Source organism: Nocardioides sp. CPCC 206347, assembly GCF_048654605.1.
In the GTDB taxonomy this organism is placed as follows: Bacteria; Actinomycetota; Actinomycetes; order Propionibacteriales; family Nocardioidaceae; genus Nocardioides.
In genome coordinates this window covers 40,076-60,460 of the sequence record NZ_JBMCYZ010000006.1, presented here as the reverse complement: position 1 = coordinate 60,460, position 20,385 = coordinate 40,076, and the positions used below count along the sequence as shown (strand labels likewise).

Annotated in this window: 16 protein-coding genes; 5 read left to right on the top strand and 11 right to left on the bottom strand. The window is 70.4% G+C overall.

Going from position 1 to position 20,385, the window contains the following annotated elements:
• Positions 1-81: 81 nt before the first annotated feature.
• Positions 82-2,070, bottom strand: a complete 1,989-nt coding sequence (locus ACOACQ_RS19600; protein WP_420289110.1) for a hypothetical protein — start codon at positions 2,068-2,070, stop codon at positions 82-84.
• On the bottom strand, positions 2,067-3,389 hold the full coding sequence (locus ACOACQ_RS19595) for a hypothetical protein (RefSeq protein ID WP_420289109.1): 1,323 nt from the start codon (positions 3,387-3,389) through the stop codon (positions 2,067-2,069). Before ACOACQ_RS19595 ends, ACOACQ_RS19600 begins: the two co-directional genes overlap by 4 nt.
• Before the next feature lie 57 nt (positions 3,390-3,446).
• On the opposite strand from ACOACQ_RS19595, the gene ACOACQ_RS19590 reads away from it, so the two are divergent.
• Together ACOACQ_RS19590 and ACOACQ_RS19585 are read left to right on the top strand one after the other, a co-directional pair.
• The gene (locus tag ACOACQ_RS19590; RefSeq protein WP_420289108.1) at positions 3,447-5,078 is read left to right on the top strand and encodes a glycosyltransferase family 4 protein; all 1,632 of its coding nucleotides are present in this window, start codon (positions 3,447-3,449) and stop codon (positions 5,076-5,078) included.
• 2 nt (positions 5,079-5,080) lie between these two features.
• Positions 5,081-7,219, top strand: a complete 2,139-nt coding sequence (locus ACOACQ_RS19585; protein ID WP_420289107.1) for an acyltransferase family protein — start codon at positions 5,081-5,083, stop codon at positions 7,217-7,219.
• Positions 7,220-7,228: 9 nt separating this feature from the next.
• On the opposite strand, the gene ACOACQ_RS19580 is transcribed toward ACOACQ_RS19585, so the two are convergent.
• Entirely contained in the window at positions 7,229-8,311 is a 1,083-nt protein-coding gene (locus ACOACQ_RS19580) for an acyltransferase (RefSeq protein ID WP_420289106.1), read from the bottom strand.
• Positions 8,312-8,321: 10 nt separating this feature from the next.
• Positions 8,322-9,617: a glycosyltransferase family 4 protein gene (locus ACOACQ_RS19575; protein WP_420289105.1), complete on the bottom strand. Its 1,296-nt coding sequence runs from the start codon at positions 9,615-9,617 to the stop codon at positions 8,322-8,324.
• 32 nt (positions 9,618-9,649) lie between these two features.
• On the opposite strand from ACOACQ_RS19575, the gene ACOACQ_RS19570 reads away from it, so the two are divergent.
• Complete coding sequence (locus ACOACQ_RS19570) at positions 9,650-10,774, top strand: DegT/DnrJ/EryC1/StrS family aminotransferase (protein WP_420289104.1); 1,125 nt, start codon at positions 9,650-9,652, stop codon at positions 10,772-10,774.
• Positions 10,771-11,406 (top strand): acetyltransferase, encoded by a 636-nt coding sequence (locus ACOACQ_RS19565; RefSeq protein WP_378602936.1) that lies wholly within the window; start codon positions 10,771-10,773, stop codon positions 11,404-11,406. The genes ACOACQ_RS19570 and ACOACQ_RS19565 overlap by 4 nt, the downstream gene beginning before the upstream one ends.
• On the opposite strand, the gene ACOACQ_RS19560 is transcribed toward ACOACQ_RS19565, so the two are convergent.
• From ACOACQ_RS19560 to dacB, 7 genes are all read right to left on the bottom strand, one after another.
• Complete coding sequence (locus ACOACQ_RS19560) at positions 11,345-12,541, bottom strand: TDP-N-acetylfucosamine:lipid II N-acetylfucosaminyltransferase (protein WP_420289103.1); 1,197 nt, start codon at positions 12,539-12,541, stop codon at positions 11,345-11,347. The genes ACOACQ_RS19565 and ACOACQ_RS19560 overlap by 62 nt on opposite strands.
• A 14-nt stretch (positions 12,542-12,555) precedes the next feature.
• Positions 12,556-13,173 carry a GTP cyclohydrolase I FolE gene (gene folE / locus ACOACQ_RS19555; RefSeq protein WP_420289102.1) on the bottom strand — a complete coding sequence of 206 codons (618 nt, stop codon included), beginning with the start codon at positions 13,171-13,173 and terminating at the stop codon, positions 12,556-12,558.
• Positions 13,174-13,185: 12 nt separating this feature from the next.
• Positions 13,186-15,258, bottom strand: a complete 2,073-nt coding sequence (ftsH, locus tag ACOACQ_RS19550) for an ATP-dependent zinc metalloprotease FtsH (RefSeq protein ID WP_378602927.1) — start codon at positions 15,256-15,258, stop codon at positions 13,186-13,188.
• Between the two features lie 163 nt (positions 15,259-15,421).
• On the bottom strand, positions 15,422-15,973 hold the full coding sequence (gene hpt / locus ACOACQ_RS19545) for a hypoxanthine phosphoribosyltransferase (RefSeq protein WP_378602924.1): 552 nt from the start codon (positions 15,971-15,973) through the stop codon (positions 15,422-15,424).
• 5 nt (positions 15,974-15,978) lie between these two features.
• Positions 15,979-16,980, bottom strand: a complete 1,002-nt coding sequence (gene tilS, locus ACOACQ_RS19540) for a tRNA lysidine(34) synthetase TilS (RefSeq protein WP_378602921.1) — start codon at positions 16,978-16,980, stop codon at positions 15,979-15,981.
• On the bottom strand, positions 16,980-18,029 hold the full coding sequence (locus ACOACQ_RS19535; RefSeq protein WP_378602918.1) for a zinc-dependent metalloprotease: 1,050 nt from the start codon (positions 18,027-18,029) through the stop codon (positions 16,980-16,982). The genes tilS and ACOACQ_RS19535 overlap by 1 nt, the downstream gene beginning before the upstream one ends.
• Before the next feature lie 138 nt (positions 18,030-18,167).
• Positions 18,168-19,646: a D-alanyl-D-alanine carboxypeptidase/D-alanyl-D-alanine-endopeptidase gene (gene dacB / locus ACOACQ_RS19530; RefSeq protein WP_378602915.1), complete on the bottom strand. Its 1,479-nt coding sequence runs from the start codon at positions 19,644-19,646 to the stop codon at positions 18,168-18,170.
• Positions 19,647-19,787: 141 nt separating this feature from the next.
• On the opposite strand from dacB, the gene ACOACQ_RS19525 reads away from it, so the two are divergent.
• Positions 19,788-20,276: an inorganic diphosphatase gene (locus tag ACOACQ_RS19525; RefSeq protein WP_378602969.1), complete on the top strand. Its 489-nt coding sequence runs from the start codon at positions 19,788-19,790 to the stop codon at positions 20,274-20,276.
• The last annotated feature ends 109 nt before the right edge of the window (positions 20,277-20,385 follow it).

Genomic DNA, 20,385 nt, shown 5'->3' with positions numbered 1-20,385 from the left:
CGTCGTACTGCTTGCAGGCTCGCGCCAACGCACCCGACCTAATCATGCCGGGCGCGTGTCAGGGAAACGACGCGGCGCTGTTCACTTCCCGAACAGGGCCGCGTCGAAGGCCGGTCCCGTCGCGGCCACGTCCCACTGGTCGGCCGCGTGGCGAGCCGCCGCCGACTCGGCCTGCCACTGTTCGGCGGTCCCCGTGGTCGCCAGGACGCGGGCGACGGCCTCCTCGACGGAGCCCACCACCCACGGTGTGGGGTAGAAGGTGCGTGCCCCGTGCTCGCTGTGGGCGAAGAACGGCCAGTCCCGCACCACCGGTACGGCGCCGCTGGCGGCACCCTCCACGACGACGAGGTGCGCGCTCTCGCGCACCGATGAGCTGAGGATGACGCCGACCTCGCGGAGCGCCCCGGGCACGTCGTTGGTGTAGCCGCGACGCTCGACGACGCCGCGTGGCTCCAGCTCGTTCAGGTCGGCGAAGTACCCGGCGTCGTACGCACGGCCGATGGCGGAGCCGGTGTTCGCCAGGTCGTCCCCGAACAGGAGCAGCCGGTAGCGCTCGTCGTGCGCGTGCAACCGGCGTACGACGTCGATGGCCCACCGCACGTCCTTGGCGACCGCGGAAATGCCGATCAGCGCGAGCGTGAAGCGGGCGTCCTCGTCCTTGGCCCGGTCGTAGCCGCCCAGGTCGATCACGTTCGGGACCACGGCGACCGCCGGATGGGCGGCCAGGGCGGGCACGGCGGCCTGGCTCAGCTCGCGCAGGTGCTCGCTGACGAAGACGACCTCGTCGACGCGGGAGAAGTCGACCAGGTGGGGCCACAGGGTCCACGCCTCGAAGCTGTGCAGCCGCAGCACCACCCGTGCGGTGCCCGGGTCGGCCAACGTCGCGAAGGCCGCCGTCGGCGTGCACCACTCGATGAGGACGACGTCGGCCCAGTCGTAGTGCTCGCGGAGCCGCTCCTCGGCCATCTCCACGGCACGGCCGTCGCCGTTGATGAGGGACTGGAGGATCGGGTTCATGCCACCCTGGATCCCGAGCTCGGCCGGGCCGAGGATCCTGACCTCGGCACCCCGGTCGCGCTCGAGGCGCGCGGTGATCGCCCCGACGAAGTTGGTGTTCCCGCTCGACACGATCACCACCCGGGGTGGGCGGCCCGCATCGACCGGCTCCGCCGGGTGCCGGCGTCCGGCAGGGGTCGCCAGCCGGCGCAGCACCTCGCTGTCCTTCAGCGCCGCGGTGAACCCGGACGGGTCGGCCGCGAGGGGGGACTCCAGCGAGTCGAAGTGGATGCCCGGGTAGAAGGCGAGCCGCGTCGCGGTGAGGAAGGACCCCAGCGCGTTGCGGGTCTCCCCTGCGGCCAGCAGCTGGTCGGCGTGCGCGAGCTCGGCGGCGACCGCGTCGGTGAGGTTCGCCGGAACCCGTGCTGCCGCGAGCTCCGCGAAGGCGACGGTGCCGAGCTCGTCGGCCCGCACCCGCGTCTCCTCGACGGCGGGCGGCGGAGCCTCGGGCCTCCGGACCCTCGTGGCCGAGCGACGCACCCGCCCGGCGACGCGCCGGGCCTTGCGCCGGCCCCGGACCACCCAGGACGGCTGTTCCGGCTGGGGCACGTCGGGCGTGGACCTCGGCGCCGCCGCGGCGTCCGTCGCCGGCTGGTCGACGGCCGGCGTGGCGCCGAGGCGGTCGAGTGACTGGAGCCCGGCGTAGACGCCCGCCCGGGCCGCGGCCCGGGGATTGCGCTGGGCCAGGCGCCAGACCGCGAAGACGGCGCGGTTGTCGACCGCAACGAGGAGGTCAGCGGCCAACGCACGCTGGACGGTCCATGCGTCGCGCTCGATCTCGAACCACATCCGGCGCGGCGGGATGACCACGATGCTGCGTCGCCAGAAGGCGGGCGGGTGACCCTCCGAGACCTCGTTGATGAGCCGCACCTCGGTCCCGGGACCGACCGGTACGTCGACGGACGGGACCGACACCAGGGTGACCTGCGCCCCGCGGTCCTCGAACTGGCGGACCACGTCGGCCAGGAAGCGAGGCTCGTGGCGGGTTCCGACGAACAGCACGACCGCGCTCATCGGGGGGCCACCTTGTCGGTGAGTGCGGACACCGCATCGATCATGATCCGGCTCCGCTCGAACTGCTCGGCGTAGTCGCGGGCGGAGCGACGCAACGCGTCGTCAGCACCGAGCGCGAGCTCGGCAGCGCGGCCGAACGCGGAGACCAGGAAGTCGTGGTCGAGCCCGGCCACCCCGGTCCACAAGGGATAGCCCTCGAGCAGGGTCGATGCGTCGTGCCGTACCTCGTGGGCCGAGACGATCGGCAGGGCCGTCGCCATGCACTCGTAGACCTTGCCGGACGTCATGAACGCACCGCCGATGACCATGAAGGTCACGGCGTCCAGGCTGCCGTAGAACTCCCCGACATCGCGCTTGGGCACCGGGCCGCCGTACGTGACTCCGTCGGCTTCCGCTGCGATCAGCTGCTCCAGCACGACCGAGGAACCGCGCACCGCGCCGGCGCCGAGGTTGCCCCGCCAGTCCCACGTCGCGCCCTCGAGCAGCGGGTTGGTCGCGCGCGCCTCACGCCATGCGCCCAGGACGGTGCTGACGAACTCGGGCCGGAAGTTGATCGTGCCGAGGTAGCCGAAGCGCAGCGGCCCGACCGGAGGCTGCGGGATCGCGGTGGGGATGCTGTCCCGGTCGAATCCGTTGCGGACGACGCGGACCTTGTCCGTCAGCTCCGGATACCGGTGGCGATAGTGATCGGCGATCGGTTCGTTGACCAGCCACAACGACGTCGTGGCCTCGAGCGCCCGCTGTTCCCACTGGCCGCTGATCGAGTCCCTCTCGAAGGCCTCGCCCCCATGGATCACGTCGACCGACCAGCCGTCGCGGAAGTCGACGGCCATCGGCACCTGGTGCTCCTCGTGCAGGCGCAACGCAGCAGCCAGGGAGACGTACGGGACACAGCTCACCAGGACCAGGTCGAACGGGTCCTCGCGATGCAGGTCCACCACCACGCGCTCCAGGTCGTCGCGCCAGCCACCGAAGGTCGGTTCCGGGAACGACTCCTCGTTCTTCTCCCGCCACTCCTTCAACCAGCGTCCCGGGGTCAGCGCCCGCGCCTCGTCGAAGGTGCGGATGTCCGTCTCCAGGTCGGCCCGGGCGAGCGGGAGCTCGATCACCCGGATCGACGGGTCCACGTTGTCCAGCAAGGACTCGTCCAGGCCGAACTCGTTCTCCCACATCTCCCGTGCCGCGTTGAGGACGGTCGCCTGCCAGCCGGCAGCAGCGAAGGTGTTCGCGATCTCCCGAAGCCGGTACGAGGAGCTCTTCAACGCGGGCGGGAACCCGAAGGCGAGGAACAGGAGCCGTCGGGGCCTGTCGGTGTTCAAGAAAATCCTTTCGCAGGCGAAATCGGGAGAAGCGACGCGCCTCGGTATCGTACGGCGGTGCCGTCCCGAACCCGGGACCGCACGATCCACAGTGGGGAGCCCAACGCGATGTTGCCGCCCGGCGATGCTCGAACCGACGACGTCCCGGCTGACGACGACGCGTCCGCCCGGCGCCCGCGCGTGGTGATCCTGGTCGACAACGACGTCCGTCGGGACTCGCGGGTGCAGAAGCAGGCGCGGTCCATGGCCGAGCACGGCTGGGACGTCCGCGTCCTCGGGCTGGCCCCGCGCGGCGAGACCGCACGATGGGAGATCGGCGGCGCCCAGGTGCGGCTGCTGAAGGTCACCACCCACCGACGCCCGTACGAAGCACGCAGCCCGCGCTGGCGCAATCCGCTGGCCTTCGGCTCGCAGGAGCGCGAGCGCCAGCAGCAGCTCGCGGCGGACCGGCGCCGGGCGGACGTGACCCTGCGCCTGGCTCGGGCCCGGAACGCGGCGCTCGCCAAGGACCGCACCCTGCATCGCGCGCAGCCGGTCAGCCAGCTCCCGCGCCGCGCGCTGGCCAAGGCCCTCGGGGACCTGGTCGGCCTGCGGTCGCGGGCCACCGAGTCGGTACGCCGCAAGCGCCGTACCCAGACCGCACCGCTGGACCGCGCCGCCACCTGGTTCCACGTCAAGGTCCGCGGGCCGAAGGCCTGGCGGCAGCTCGACAGCCACCTGTGGGACTTCGAAGCGGCGTACGGCCCGGCGATCGACAAGCTCCGTCCGGACGTCATCCATGCCAACGACTTCCGGATGCTCGGCGCCGGAGCCCGCGCGAAGATGCGTGGGGTGATGCAGGGCCGGAAGATCGCCCTGGTCTGGGACGCCCACGAGTTCCTCCCCGGCGCCAAGCCGTGGAACGACCACCCGCGGTGGCACGTCGCGCAGATGGCCCACGAGCGCGAGTTCGCGGCGTACGCCGACGAGGTGGTCACCGTCTCCGGCGAGCTCGCCGAGCTGCTGGTGGAACGGCACGGCCTGTCGCGGACGCCCTCGGTCGTGCTGAACTGCCCGACCATCGCCACCGATGACGGCTCGGCTCGTCCGGGTGTGCGCGAGCTCTGCGGCGTCGGACCCGAGACCCCGATCCTCGTCTACAGCGGGTCGCCGTCGCGGCAGCGCGGACTCGGCACGGTGATCGAGGCGCTGCCGGCCCTGCCCGGCGTGCACGTTGCCCTCGTCGTCGCCGTACCCGAGTCGGCTCCCGTGGTGGAGGTCGTCGAACGTGCGCAGGAGCTGGGCGTCGCGGACCGGCTGCATCTGCTGCCGTACGTCGCCCCCGAGCACGTCGTGGAGTACCTTTCGTCCGCCGACATCGGCCTGATCCCGATCCAGCACTTCCCGAACCACGAGATCGCGCTGATCACCAAGTTCTTCGAGTACAGCCACGCCCGGCTGCCGATCGTGGTCAGCGACGTGCGCGCCATGTCGTCGCAGGTGAAGGCGACGGGGCAGGGCGAGGTCTTCGTGGCCGACGACGTCGCGGACTTCACCCGCGCCACCCAGGCCGTCCTGGCCGATCCGGCTCGCTACCGCAGCGCGTACGACGACCGGGTTCCGCTCTCGGACTGGACGTGGGAACGGCAGGCCGAGATCCTCGACGAGGTGTACCGCACAGGCGTGCGGTCGCTGAATGGACCGTCCTGACCGTGAATTCCCACCGGACCCCGGACGAACGTCCCGGAGCCTCGCAGTTCCGTCCCGACATCGAGGGACTGCGCGCGGTCGCCGTGTCGGTCGTCCTGTTGCACCACGCCGGGCTGGCCATCCCCGGCGGAGGCTTCGCCGGGGTCGACATCTTCTTCGTCGTGTCCGGTTTCGTGATCACCGCCCAGCTGCTGCGGGAGCTGGAGCGCACCGGCCGGATCAGCCTCCCCGGCTTCTACGCGCGCCGCGCACGACGCCTGCTGCCCGCCGCGGCGGTGGTCCTCGTCGTCACCACGCTGATGTCGTGGCTCAGCGTCTCGCGCGTCCAGTGGCAGGCCATCTCCACCGACATCATCGGCGCCGCGACCTACGTCGTGAACTGGGTGTTCTCGGCCCGGTCCGTCGACTACATGGCCGAGGACGTCGCGCCCTCCCCGGTCCTGCACTTCTGGTCCCTGGCGGTGGAGGAGCAGTTCTACTTCATCTGGCCGCTCGTGCTGCTGGGCCTGCTGTGGGTGGGCGGAAAGCGACGACGCCACGACGACACGACCCCGCCACGACGGGCGATCCTGGCGATCGGGCTGACGCTCGTCATCGTCATCCCCTCGCTCCTCTGCGCCTTCTGGCTCACCGCCGAGCGTCCCTCCCAGGCCTTCTTCGTCACGCCGACGCGCCTGTGGGAGCTCGGCATCGGCGCACTCGTGGCGCTCGGCGCGACCCAGTGGAACCGGTTGTCACACCGAGCCGGGCAGGCACTCGTGCTGGCCGGACTCGCCGTCCTCGGAACCGGCCTGATGCTGCAGTCCACGCAGACCGCATGGCCCGCCCCCGGCGCCCTGGTGCCAACGCTGGGCACCGCGGCCGTCATTATCGGCGGCTTCTCCGCCGGGCACACCGGCGTGGGTCGCCTGCTCGGCAACCCGCTGTTCGTCTGGGTGGGCGGGCTGTCGTACTCGCTCTACCTGTGGCACTGGCCGGCCCTGCGGATGGCCACGTGGCAGTGGGGTGAGCTCTCCGCGGCCCAGGGCCTCATGGTCGTCCTGCTGTCCGTCGTGCCGGCGTGGCTGTCGTACCGCTTCGTCGAGAGCCCCGTGCGGCACTCGAAGGCGATCGCGGCCTCGCCCCGCCTGGCCCTGTCCATCGGCCTGAACTGCACCCTGGTCGCCGCGGTGGCCGGCCTGGTGCTCCAGGGCGCCGTGTTGCAGTCACGAGGCACCGCCAGCGGGATCGGCGGCGCCGGCATCCAGCTGGTCCCCGAGCAGCTGCGCGGCCAGGAGACCAGCCCGCCGTCCGCCGACACCACACCACTGTTCGACGTGATCACCCCGGACCCGGTGGACGCGGTCCTCGACTCCCCCGCCCTGTACGAGAAGGGCTGCGCCGTCGAGGTCTACGACACCGGCGTGAAGGCGTGCGACAGCGGCGACCCTGCCGGCGGTCCCCTGGTGGTCGTCGTCGGCGACTCCAAGGTCGCCCAGTGGATGCCGGCGATCGATGCCATCGCCGAGGCGAACCACTGGCGGGTGCGGATCTACACCAAGGGCGGCTGCACGTTCACCGACACGATGACGTTCGTCGCCGGTGAACCCTTCCCCGAGTGCCGCGAGTGGGGCCAGGAGGTGTTCCGGCGCCTGGTCGAGGCGAAGGGCAAGGACCGGCCGCAGGTGATGATCACGACCGGCCTGCGCAAGGCTGCGGCCGATGCCGACGGCGAGGAGACCCTCGAGGGCCTGGTCGCCGGGTACGTCAGCTACTGGCAGCAGCTCACCGACCAGGGCACCCGGGTGATCGCCCTGTCCGACACCCCGAGTCCGTCACCGGAGATCGGCGCGAACGCGTACGAATGCGTGGCCGAGCACGACGCGGCCACCGCAGGGGACGACTGCTCCTGGCCGTATGCGGAGTCGAGCAGCAACCTCGCCATGAAGGAAGCGGCCGGGCAGGTCAAGGGTGCCGCGTTCATCGACATGAACCCGTTGGTGTGCCCCGACGGCGTCTGCAGGGCAGTGATCCGCAACGTGCTCACCTACCGCCAGGGATCGCACATCACCGCGACGTGGGTGAAGGTGCTGGCACCGGACCTCGCCAACGAGCTGGTGCCGCTGGTCAGCGAGCACCTCGCGTCCGCGGGGAAGCCCTGACCGCCGTACTCAGAAGATCCGGCGCAGCCAGGGCACGCGTGCCGCGGCCACGCTGATCGCGAACGACGCGGCGACCACCAGGGCGTAGAGCGCGAGCTTGGCGACCGGGGCCGGGTCGGCGTACAGGTCCGGCCACCAGCGGCGGACCACCGCGACGAGCAGCAGGTGCACCAGGAACACCCCGAAGGTTGCGCTGCCGAGCGCTCCGATGACCTTCAGCACCCGCTCCTTCGGCCGCAGCCGCGCGCAGAGGTCGATCACGCACAGGTAGATGGCGATCGCGGCCCCCACCGTCGGAAGCGAGACGTAGTGCACCGGCAGCAGCGTGCGCAGCCAGACGAAGTCGGGAGCGACGTTGAACAACCAGATGTCGAGCGCGACCAGGGCGACCGCGGTCCCGCCGGCCCAGAGCCAGCGGCGGCCCTCGGCCCGCGGCTCCCGCCAGGCGTACCCGGCGACGAAGAGTCCGACGTACGGGATCCACATCGTGATCGCCGTGTCGGTGCGGGTGCGCGGGAAGCCCAGCTGGGTCGCGACCAGCGGCAGCACCAGCAGCGCCGCACCCCACAGGCAGGCCACGACGGCGGTGACCTGCGCGCGACGCGCGTCCCCCTCGCGCAGGAAGGCCGCGATCACGGGGGCGACGACGTACAGGCCCAGGATCAGCCACAGGAAGTACAGCGCCGTGTAGACCTTGCCGTCGATGAAGTTCACCGCGACGGTCCCCGGGACCAGATCCGCGCGCAGGATCCAGTCGCGGACGACCACGAGATAGACCAGGTGCCACACGACCACGGCGGGCAGCAGGCGCACCGCCCGCTTCCTCAGGAAGGTTCCGGGGCCGGCGGCATGGGCCTTCGGCGCGAGCAGCAGGGCGCCGCTCACCATCACGAAGATCGGGACGCACCAGTTGCTGCCGATGGCGAGGATCACCGCGAAGTTCCAGGTGTCCGTGCCACGCAGGTCGGGTCGGCCCAGGATCAGGCCGAAGACGTGGATGGCGACGACGCCGAGGATCGCCACGATGCGCAGGACGTCGTAGTCCCACCGATGGGCCGGGGGCGGGCGAACATCCGTCTCGCTCAAGGTCACCGGAGGGATCTTATGCAGCCGGCCTCTGCCGCAACCGCAGGAGCCTTGCCTTCAGGCGTCTCCCGACCCATCGCAACCACTGTCCGGGGCTGGGTGGTGTCGACCTGATCGTCGCGATCTCTCGCTGCGCCTCGTCCAGCTCGCGGCGGGCGACGGCGACCTGCTCCCGCAGGGTGCGGGTACGACGGCGCAGTCGGAGCCGCTCGGCTCGCTCCTTCTCGAGGCTGATGCGCAGGTTCTCCAGGGCAGCCTCGCTGGGCGGAACGGTCCAGCCCGGGTAAGCCGGGAGGCCCGGGCGACCCGGCGACCGGTAGAGCTCTTCCAGGATGCGACCGACAACGGCCGGTGCATGCTCGCGCTCGACGTACTCGCGACCCTCCCGGCCCAGGCGTGCCCGCCGCTCCGGGTCGGTGAGCAGGCCGCGCATGACCTCCAGGAACGTCTCCGGAGTGGCCGAGACGACGGGCATGGCAGGGTGCTGCTCGCGCACCTGGTCGCGGATCCGCGCGACGGCCACCCGGCCGAGCGCCATCGCCTCGAGGGAGGTCACCCCCGCATCGCCTCCCAGGAGCTTCTCGACCACGATGTCGGCGCGGCCCATGCGCTCGAGGGCCTCGGCGTTGCTGACGCCCTCGATCAGGTCGACGTCGAACGGCAAGCCCTCCTCGCGCAGGGTGTCGAGGGCCGCCAGCACGATGTCGGTGCCCTTGGTCGACCGGCGGCTCGGTGCGTGGGCGATGACCGCTCGCGGGCGGTCGGCGACCGGACCGACCCGGATGCTGTCGGTGTCGACGATCTTGGGGACGTACACGCCCTCGTCGACGTACGGAAGGTCGAGCACACTGCCCACGGTCATGTGCGAGGCGTACCGGCGGATGACCGACAGCCGGGTGGCGATCAGCTCCTCGTCGCACGGCACGTCGGCGAACCGGTAGTAGCTCCACGGGTCATCATCGACGTGATGGCTGCGCAGGCGCGCGTCCGACCCGTGGAAGGTGAAGACGACCGTCACACCGAGCGACCGCCACACCGGCAGGTCCCAGAACCAGGGCAGGAACTCACGTTGGGGCACCAGCGAGCTCGCGTAGTGGAAGTGCACGACGTCGAAGTCCTGCTCGACCGCCTCCAGGAAGGCCCGGATGATCGACGCCGGGCCCGGCGTCACGTCGACGGTCCGGTCGACCGGGTAGCCGAAGGGATGCTCCCTGAATTGCCACACCTCGACCTCGTGTCCGGCCTGACGAAGTCCCTGGGCCATCAGCCATGGCTGATTGGCGATGTTCACCGGCGCCTGGAGCACGCGCATGAGCGGACAGAGTAGTTCAGTAGAGTCGCCGCGTGCCTGTGTTTGAGGAACCCCGCCATGTCGGCCGGCCCAACATGGGCGATCGCGAGGCGTTCTTGACCCGGGTCGGGGAGATCTTCGACCGCGGCTGGTTCTCCAACGACGGCCCCGTGGTCCGAGAGCTCGAGGCGCGACTGGCCGAGATGGCCGGCGTCAGGCACTGCGTCGCGACCTGCAACGGCACCATCGCCCTCGAGATCGCCATCCGCGCGCTCGGGCTGGAGGGTGAGGTCATCGTGCCGTCGTACACCTTCGTCGCCACTGCCCACGCCCTGCACTGGCAGGGCGTCACCCCCGTCTTCGCCGACATCGACCCACGGACCCACACCCTGGACCCCGAGGCAGTACGACGCGCGATCACCCCGCGCACCACCGGGATCATCGGCGTGCACCTGTGGGGCCAGCCCGCAGCGGTCGACGAGCTCCAGGCCATCGCCGACGAGCACGGCCTCTCCTTGATGTTCGACGCGGCCCACGCCTTCGCGTGCACCCACCAGGGCCGGATGATCGGCGGGTTCGGCCGCGCCGAGGTCTTCAGCTTCCACGCCACGAAGTTCTTCAACAGCTTCGAGGGCGGGGCGGTGATGACGGATGACGACGAGATCGCCGAGAAGGCCCGCCTGATGCGCAACTTCGGGTTCGCCGGGTACGACAACGTCATCCATCCCGGCACCAACGGGAAGATGATCGAGGTCTGCGCAGCGATGGGCCTGACCAACCTCGAGATGCTGGACGCGACGATCGCCGTCAACCGGCGCAACCACGAGGCGTACGCCGCCGGGCTGGCCGGCGTACCCGGCCTGGACCTGATGTCGTTCGACCCCGCCGAGGCGAACAACTTCCAGTACGTCGTGCTCCAGGTGCGTGAGGGCGCCGGGACCTCGCGCGACGCCCTGGTCGAGGCCCTGCAGGCCGAGAACGTCCTTGCCCGGCGCTACTTCTGGCCCGGGTGCCACAACATGGCGCCGTATCGCGACCTCGATCCCGACGCCGGCGCAACGTTGCCCGTCACCGAACAGGTGGCCGGCGAGGTCGTCGTCCTGCCGACCGGCAGCGCGGTGAGCGTCGCCGACATCGAAGTGATCACCGGCCTGATCCGGGCGCAGGTCGGCCGATGACCCGCCTCCTCCACCTCTTCGGCGCGGGGGGACACGGCCGCGAGCTGGCCTGGCTGGCCCGCGAGGTGCACGGTGACGACCTGTCCCTCGTCTACCTGGTCGACGACGAGAGCCACCTGGACGGGCCGGTGCACGGCCATCCCGTCCGGCTCCTGGCCGATGCCACCGCCGGCGGGCTCTACGTCGCCGCGATCGGCGATCCTGCGGCACGCGAGCGGGCTGCGCAGGCGTGCGATCGGGCCGGCCTGGTGGCGACCACGCTGGTCCATCCACGCGTCGAGCACGCACCCGATCGGGTGCAGTTCGGACCCGGGAGCGTGGTGGCCGCGGGCAGCGTCCTGACCACCGACATCACCCTCGGCCGGCACGTCCACGTCAACGTCGGCTGCACCGTCAGCCACGACGCCGTCCTCGAGGACTACGTGACCCTCTCGCCCGGGGTGCACGTCGCCGGGCACGTCACCATCGAACGTGGCGCGTTCCTCGGGACCGGGGCCACGGTCATCAACGGAACCACGACGGAGCGGCTGGTCATCGGCGCCGGCGCCGTGGTGGCAGCCGGGGCCGTCGTCACCGGTTCCGTCGCCCCGGGAGCACTCGTTGCCGGCGTGCCCGCCGTGCGGAAGCGCTGACCCGCTTCTCCAGCTCTGCCACGAACCGGGCCAGGTTGGCCTCCACCCGGTCGGTCCCCCAGAAGCCGGCGAGGACCTCGCGGTGCCGCGCCAGTGACGCCGCATCGACCGGCCCCTCGGGGAGGGCCTCCTGGAGCTCGGCCGCTCGGTGGATGTCGAGCCCGAGCTCACGCAACCAGGCGTAGAGCGGGTTGCGGCGGTCGAGGTAGACGTGCGTGCCCTGCTGGACCGCGGCGACGATGTTGCCGAGGCCCTGTTGGCGCCGGTGCAGGAACACGGCGACTCCGCACCCCGCAACGATGTCGAGGTACTCCTCGATCGGCAGGTGGTCGACGATCGGGAAGAAGTGCTCTCCGAGGAGCCGCTCACCGCCCCGGACCACTCCGTCGCGGTAGGCGTTGTCGCCGTAGGTCAGCGGGACGACCACGCGGCGTGAGCCCAGATCGGTGTCGGCGAGCCGCCGGAAGGTCTCCAGGTGGTTGTTCGTCCACGCCGCCGAGTTCCCCACGAGGATGTCGTTGCCCCGGGCCACGGCATCGCCGGCGCGGCACATCGACACGATGTCGCCGTAGTTGAGCTGGCGATACTCCCCGCGGAAGCCGGGGAAGGCGCGGGTGAAGACATCGAGGTCCGGTGGGGCCGGGGCCGAGAAGAAGTCGGTACGACGCGCGACCGTCTGCCGCACCATGTCGAGTGCGGCTCCCTCCAGGGAGCCGGGCTGCCCTTCCACCACGAGGCGCCCCAACCGGTCCGGCACCTTGCCGCGATGCACGCGCTTCAGCAGGTTGAGGGTCCGCACGCCGTACAGGTCGTCGGCCGCCTCGCCCCGGTAGTAGTCGAACCCGAAGCCGCTCCACACCACGATCACCTCGGGCGGCAGCTGCGCACACACGAGGGCGGCGAAGTCCGACATCGCGTGCACGACGACGACGTCGGCGGCCTGGAGCTGCTCGACGACGAGGTCGACGTTCTCCGACGTCGGCAGCACCCAGGAGCTCGGGCCGGTGAACTCGACCGGGCGCGGGTCCCTGCTGGTGGCCTGCACGAGGACGTTGGCTCCCGGGGCCAGGCGCTCGAACCGGGCGACGAGGTAGTCGACGAAGTGCGAGTCCGAACCGATGTGGAAGATCTTCATCGGGGCGTGCTGGCCTACCGGGTCCCGTGCATGATGAGGCTCATCGCCTCGGCTCGGGTCGCCGGGTTGTGCATGGAACCGCGGATCGCCGAGGTGATCGTGCGGGCTCCGGCCTTGCGGACGCCGCGCATCGTCATGCAGAGGTGCTCGGCCTCGATGACCACGATCACGCCGCGGGCGTCGAGCAGCTCCATCAGCGAGTCCGCCACCTGGGTGGTGAGCCGCTCCTGGACCTGGGGTCGCTTGGCATAGACGTCGACGAGCCGCGCCAGCTTGGACAGGCCGGTGATCTTGCCACTCTCGGCAGGGATGTAGCCGACATGGGCGACGCCGGTGAACGGCACCAGGTGGTGCTCGCACATCGACCACAGCTCGATGTCACGGACCAGCACCATCTCGTCATGACCGATGTCGAACGTCGTCGTGAGGACGTCGGAAGCAGTCATCCGCAGTCCGGAGGTCAGTTCGGCGTACGCCCTGGCCACGCGGGCCGGCGTCTCCCGCAGGCCCTCGCGGTCGGGGTCCTCCCCGATCGCTGCGAGCAGCTCCCGGACGGCGGCCTCGGCCCGGTCGTGGTCGAACGCGGGCACGTCGTCGCGGTCCCGCTCGGGGACGGTGATCGGATCGGCCATGAGGGTCCCTTGTCAGGTGCCAGCAGAGGGGGTCGGCGGCTGCGGTTCGTTCGGCGGAACGATCGGAGGTCCGCCGTGGACGTCACCGTCGGGACCGGGCGGCGTCAGGATCTGCCCACCCTCCGGCTCGGGTGCTCCGTTGACCGCGAGGCCGTTCTGCTCGGCCCGGCGGCGGATCTCCTCGGGGATCTCCACCGGGGGGATGTCCGAGGGGATGCGGGTCGGCGAGCCGGTCCAGGCCGGACGACGCGGACGCAGCCGCAGTGCGGTGAAGATCTCCGCGACCTCGGCCTTGTCGAGCGTCTCCTTGTCGAGCAGCGCGAGGACGAGCTGGTCGAGCACGTCGCGGTTCTCGACCAGGATGTCGAAGGCTTCCTGGTGGGCGCCGGTGAGGAGCAGCTTGGTCTCCTCGTCGATGATCGCGGCGACGTCCTCGGAGTAGCCCCGGCCATGGCCCATGTCGCGACCCATGAACGGCTCGCCGGCGGCCTCGCCGAGCTTGATCGCGCCGAGGCGCTCGGTCATGCCGTACTGGGTGACCATCGCGCGGGCGACGCTGGTCGCCTTCTCGATGTCGTTGCCGGCGCCGGTGGTCGGGTCGTGGAAGACCATCTCCTCCGCCGCCCGGCCGCCCAGCATGTAGGCGAGCTTGTCGAGCATCTCCGAGCGGGTCTGGGAGTACTTGTCCTCGTCCGGCAGCACCATCGTGTACCCGAGGGCGCGGCCGCGCGGCAGGATCGTGATCTTGTGGACCGGGTCGCCGCCCGGGAGCGCCGCTGCGACGAGGGCGTGGCCGCCCTCGTGGTAGGCGGTGATGAGCTTTTCCTTCTCGGTCATCAGGCGGGTACGACGCTGCGGGCCCGCGATGACGCGGTCGATCGCCTCGTCGAGCGTGGCCGCGTCGATGACCTTCTTGTTGTTGCGCGCGGTGAGCAGCGCGGCCTCGTTGAGCACGTTGGCCAGGTCGGCACCCGAGAAGCCGGGCGTACGACGGGCAACAGCCATCAGGTCCACGTCGGTGTAGAGCGGCTTGCCCCGCGAGTGCACGTCGAGGATCTGCTTGCGGCCGGCCAGGTCGGGCGCGTCGACGGGGATCTGGCGGTCGAAGCGACCCGGGCGCAGCAGCGCCGGGTCGAGCACGTCGGGACGGTTCGTCGCGGCGATCAGGATGACGCCACCGCGGACGTCGAAGCCGTCCATCTCCACGAGGAGCTGGTTGAGGGTCTGCTCGCGCTCGTCGTGACCGCCACCCATGCCGGCGCCGCGGTGGCGACCGACGGCATCGATCTCGTCGATGAAGACGATGGCGGGGGCGTTCTCCTTGGCCTGCTCGAACAGGTCACGAACACGCGAGGCACCGACACCGACGAACATCTCGACGAAGTCCGAGCCGGAGATCGAGTAGAACGGCACGCCGGCCTCACCGGCGACGGCGCGGGCGAGCAGCGTCTTGCCCGTACCGGGCGAGCCGTAGAGCAGCACGCCCTTGGGGATCTTGGCGCCCACGGCCTGGAACTTGGCGGGTTCCTGGAGGAACTCCTTGATCTCGCCGAGCTCCTCGATCGCCTCGTCGCAACCAGCGACGTCGGCGAACGTGGTCTTGGGCATGTCCTTGCTGATCATCTTGGCCTTGGACTTGCCGAACTGCATGACGCCCTTGCCGCCACCCTGCACGTTGTTCATCAAGAAGATGAACAGCAAGATGATCAGGGCGAACGGCAGCAGCGTCGCGAGGATCGAGCCGAGCAGGCTGGGCTTGGGGTTCTTCGAGTTGGCCTTCTCGATGGTGCCCTTGGCGACCTGCTCGTCGACAGCGGCGAGCAGCGTCTCCTGCTGGCCCTGGATGTAGTAGGCCAGCACCTTGTCGCCGGACTCGCGGGTGCCCTTGTCGAGGGTGGCCTCGATGGACTGGTCACCGTCGATGAAGGTGATGTCCTTGACCTGGCCCTTGTCGATGTACTTCGACAGCTGGGAGGTCTGGACCTCGTCGTACCCTCCACCGGGCGCGAGCAACTGCAGGGCGAGGACCACGGCGAACACCGCCACCACGATCCAGAGCCAAGGCCCCCTGAAAACGCGCTTCACAGACTTACTCGCTCCCCATCTCCACCATCAGGATCAGTCGACGGTACACGTCGACAGTCCGACCATTCTGTCCGGTCCATGGTGACCGGAACACGGGGCCCGTCGAGGTCCCGTGCAGCCAACGTACGGGGAGGGGTCGCTGGTTCCCGCTTCTGCGGGTCGCTCAGGAGTAGACGGAAGGGGAGAGGGTGCCGATGTCGCGCAGGTTCCGGTACTTCTCGCGGTAGTCGAGGCCGTAGCCGACGACGAACTCGTTGGGGATGTCCCAGCCGACGTACTTGGCCTCGATGGGCATGGTCAGCGCCTCGGGCTTGCGCAGCAGGGTGGCGATCTCGACGCTCGCCGGGCCGCGGGAGCCCAGGTTGGAGGTCAGCCACGACAGGGTCAGGCCGGTGTCGATGATCTCGTCGACGATCAGGACGTGGCGGCCGGTGATGTCGGCGTCGAGGTCCTTGAGGATCCGCACCACACCGGAGGACTTCGTCCCCGAGCCGTACGACGACACGGCCATCCAGTCCATCTCGACATGCTTCGTGAGGGCGCGGGACAGGTCGGCCATGACCATCACCGCACCGCGCAGCACGCCGACCAGGACGAGGTCCTTGCCGTCGTAGTCGCGGTCGATCACGGCGGCCATCTCGGCGATCCGGGCCTGGATCTGGGCCTCGGTGAAGAGCACCTCGACCAGGTCGTTGCCGACGTCTGCTGCGTCCATGGGCGTCAGCCTGCCACAGCGGTGGGGCGGAACCGGAGGTGGGAGCCGTCGCGATACGCGGTGACCTTGCCGGGCAGTTGGACCTGCCTGTCGTGGTGGCCATGTCCGTACACGAGATCGAACATCGCGTCGATGTGGACGGCGAAGAGCTCCGACGGCGGACAGCCCGCCTCGAGGGCGACCGTGCGGAGCACCCGACTGATGATCGCGGCGGGATAGGTCTCCAGCCAGCCCGTCCTGACGAGGTGGTGCTCCGCGTCCTCGTCCGCCTCGTCCACCTCTCGCAGGACGCGGGCAGCCATCTCGTCGAGCGCGTAGGTGTCGTGACGCAGCTGGTCGGCCGTACGGGCCAGCGTCGCAGCGATGCCCGGCCCGAGCTCGGCCTCCAGCATCGGCAGGACGGTGTGCCGCACCCGCGAACGCAGGAAGCGGGGGTCGCTGTTGTGGGGATCGGTCCAGAACTCGATGCCCTCGGCGACGCACGCTGCCTCGGTCTCCGCGCGTGTGATGTCGAGCAGCGGTCGTCGGTACCGGTCGAAGGACCGGCGCATCCCGGACAGCGACCGGGCGCCGCTGCCGCGCGCAAGCCCCATCAGGACCGTCTCGGCCTGGTCGTCGCGCGTGTGGCCGAGCAGGACCGGGCTCGACCCGAACCGGTCGGCGACCTCTGCCAGGACGGCATACCTCGCTTCACGCGCCGCTGCCTCGGGTCCGGTGTCCGTGGCCACGACGTTGACCCGGACGCTCACGGTCTCGTGCACCCCGAGGCGGACCATCTGCTCGACGACATGTGCAGCATGGTCAGCCGAGTCGTCCTGCAGTCCGTGGTCGACGGTCACACCGACGACGTGCCATTCGCGCTTGCGCGCCTCGAACACGGTGCCCGCCAGGAGCGCGAGCGAATCCGCGCCGCCCGAGCAGGCGACCAGCACCGCCCCACCGGGCGCGCGACGGACGTCGTCGCGGATCGCCCGTCGTACAGCAGCGACGGCGGGGTGGAGCGTCATCAGCTGAGGACGCGGCGGACCCAGCCCTCGGGGTCGCTCAGCTCGGCCTTGCTCGGGAGGTTCTCCGGACCGGCCCACACGGCGTTGAACTCCTCCATGCCGACCTTGTCGACGACGGCGCGGACGAACTGGGCGCCGTCGCGGTACTGCGCCATCTTCGCCTCGAGGCCGAGCAGGCGGCGCAGCAGCCGGTCCAGGGTGCCGACGCCCTTGCGGCGCTGGGTGAACTTCGCGCGGATCTTCTCGACGCTGGGGATCACGCTCGGCCCGACGTCGTCCATGACGACGTCCGCGTGGCCCTCGAGCAACGACATCATGCCGGTGACCCGGTCCAGGATCTCGCGCTGCTCGGGGGTGCTGAACATGTCCACGATGCTGCCGCCGTTGCGCGCGGACTTGATCGCCTCGGTGATGCGTTCGAGGCCGCCGTCGATGAAGCTGCTGGGGTCGACCGCGTCGCTGATCGCGGCGATCTCGGAGAACAGGTGCTCACGCATCCACGGCACCGCCGTGAACTGCACGCGGTGGGTCTCCTCGTGGAGGCAGACCCAGAGGCGGAAGTCGTGCGGGTCGACCTCGAGCTCGCGCTCCACGTGCACGATGTTCGGCGCGACGAGGAGCAGCCGGCCGTGCGGTTCGTGGAACGGGTCGAACTGGCCGAGCACCTTGCCGGCCAGGAAGCCGAGCAGGCCACCGACCTCGGCACCGGTGATCTTGGAACCCACCTTGACCGCCAGCTTGCCGGGGGGCTTGGACTCCACCATCTTCTCGACCATCGGGCGGGTCGCGATCGCAAAACCCTCCGCGTTGGCCTGCACCCAGCCGCGGCGGTCGACCACCAGGATCGGGGCCGTCCCGTCGGGGGCGTCGAGGCCGGTGAACTCCCGCACCAGCCCGGTCGAGCGGTTCGCGCCCGCCCGCAGCTCCGCGACGGCGTCGTCGGCCTCGGTCCGCGACACCACCGGTCCCTCCCCCGCCAGGCGCGAGCCGAGGGACACCGCGAGGTCCCAATCGATCATCGGGGGGAGTTCAGCGGTCGGCTCGGGCATGGAAGGAAGCGTAGGCCGCCCACGAAGTGTGGCAATTGGGGGTGCGAAGTGTGGGCGTTGCGGACGGGGCGCCCGATCAATGACACTTCGCGGCCCCACGAGCCACACTTCGTGACCCCACGAGCCACACTTCGTGCGCTACTGGCCGCAGGCGCAGGCGCCCAGGCTGGCAGCCGCGTTGTCCAGCGCGGTCTGCGCCAGCGTCGCCTTGGGGCCCTTGATCCGGTCGGCCAGGAACGCGAACGCCATCAGGTTGCCGTCGCGGTCGACCGCGATGCCGGCAAGCGACGACACGTTGGACAGGGTGCCGGTCTTGGCGCGCACGCGCCCGCGCCCGGCCGCCGGGCCCTTGTCCATCCGGTGGGCGAGCGAGCCGGTGAAGCCGGCGACGGGCAGGGCCGCCAGCAACGGCCGCAGCTGGGGGTGGGCGTCCGCGGCTGCCAACCGCAGGACACCGAGGAGTACGGCGGGTTCGAGCCGGTTGTCGCGCGAGAGCCCGCTGCCGTCGTACAGGACGGAGTCACCGAAGGGGACGCCGTTCGCGGCAAGCACCCGCTCCACGCCGGCCTGCCCGGCCGCGAACGATCCGGCGCCCTGGTCGGCGATGCCGATCTGGCGCAACAGAACCTCGGCAGCTGCGTTGTCACTGACCTCGATGAGGCGCTGGACGATCTGCGCGACGGTCGGGCTGCTCACCGAGCTGACCGGGGTCGCCGCCGCCGGTGCGACCGCGTGGCCGGTGGGGCCTGCTGCCTTGACGCCGAACCGGACGAGCGCCTTGCGGAACACCTCCGCGGCGGTGGCCGACGGGTTCATCACCCGTCCCGAGCCGTTCGGGTCGCGGCCCTGGTCCACCCACAGCGCCGTGATCGGCGCAATGTCGTCGGGCACGTAGCCCGGCTCCCAGGTCGGGCTGATCGCCGGACCGGAGAACAGCGAGTCGTCGTAGGCGAACCGGACCGAGCGGATGCCGTCCGCCCGCAACGCCTGGGCAGTCGAGCGGGCGAGGGCCCGGATGCTGGCCCGCCTGGGCTCGAAGGTCGCCGAACCGCCCGTGGCCGACTTGGGCGCGCTCGACGCGAGGAACGGGTCACCACCGCCGACCAGGGTCAGCGTGGGCGTCGTACCGCTCGGGTCGAGAACGGTCCTGGTCGTGAAGACGTGATCCCCGCCGAGGAGGAACAGGGCAACCGCCGACGTGACGATCTTGGTCGTCGAGGCCGGGATCGCCGAGGTGGCGCCCTCGGACTTGCCGTACGCGATGGTCGTGCCATCGAGGGGGCCGACCGCGGCGAGCACGTGGCCGCCCAGGTCCTTGTCGTTGAGGTCCCCCAGCGCCCGCTTCAGCGCCGCAGGATCCAGTCGGCCCAGGCCGTTGGCGGGGTCGGCCACCGCTCCCGGGAGTACGACGTCCGGTACATCGACCTCGGGAGGGGGTGCCACCGCGGCCGGGTCGGCGGGCACGCCCGACTGCCCGTTGCGGAAGTCATCCCACTGCTGCTCGGCCCATCCGGTCTGCCAGGCGACCCCGCCGGCGGCAACGAGTGCGACCACGACGAACCCACCGAACGCCCTCTTCAGGCGTCCGGAACCCCGCTCCTCGTCGCTGCTCGCCACTTTTCCCTCTCCCCGACTGCACGTTCGGAGACATTGTGCGGGACAATGGCGCCGACAACGACGCGGGGCAGGCCTGAAGAACCAGCGGCCGCCCCCGCCGGACCCGACAACCGGGCCAGAAATTTGTGGAGGAAACCAGTGCTGGAATTCGACGTCCTCGTGGAAATCCCCAAGGGGAGCCGCAACAAGTACGAGGTCGACCACGAGTCGGGACGCATGCGTCTCGACCGGTTCCTCTTCACCTCGACCATGTACCCCGCCGACTACGGCTACATCGAGGACACCCTCGGCCAGGACGGCGACCCCCTCGACGCCCTCGTGCTGCTGCAGGAGCCGACGTTCCCGGGCATCCTGATCAAGTGTCGCGCGATCGGCATGTTCCGGATGACCGACGAGGCCGGCGGCGACGACAAGGTCCTGTGCGTCCCCGCGGGTGACCCGCGCATGGAGCACCTGCGCGACATCAACCACGTGGCGAACTTCGACCGCCTCGAGATCCAGCACTTCTTCGAGGTCTACAAGGACCTCGAGCCCGGCAAGTCCGTCGAAGGCGCCGACTGGGTCGGCCGCGTCGAGGCCGAGGCCGAGATCGCCGCCTCCTTCGAGCGCTTCAAGCTCGACCCGCACTGAGTTCCATGGGCCGAACGTGTCTTCGGCGATGATCCGGGCGAGCAAGCTCGCTGGACGACGCCTCTCGACACGCTGCCGGCCGGTGACAAACCCCAAGTCGACGGTGACA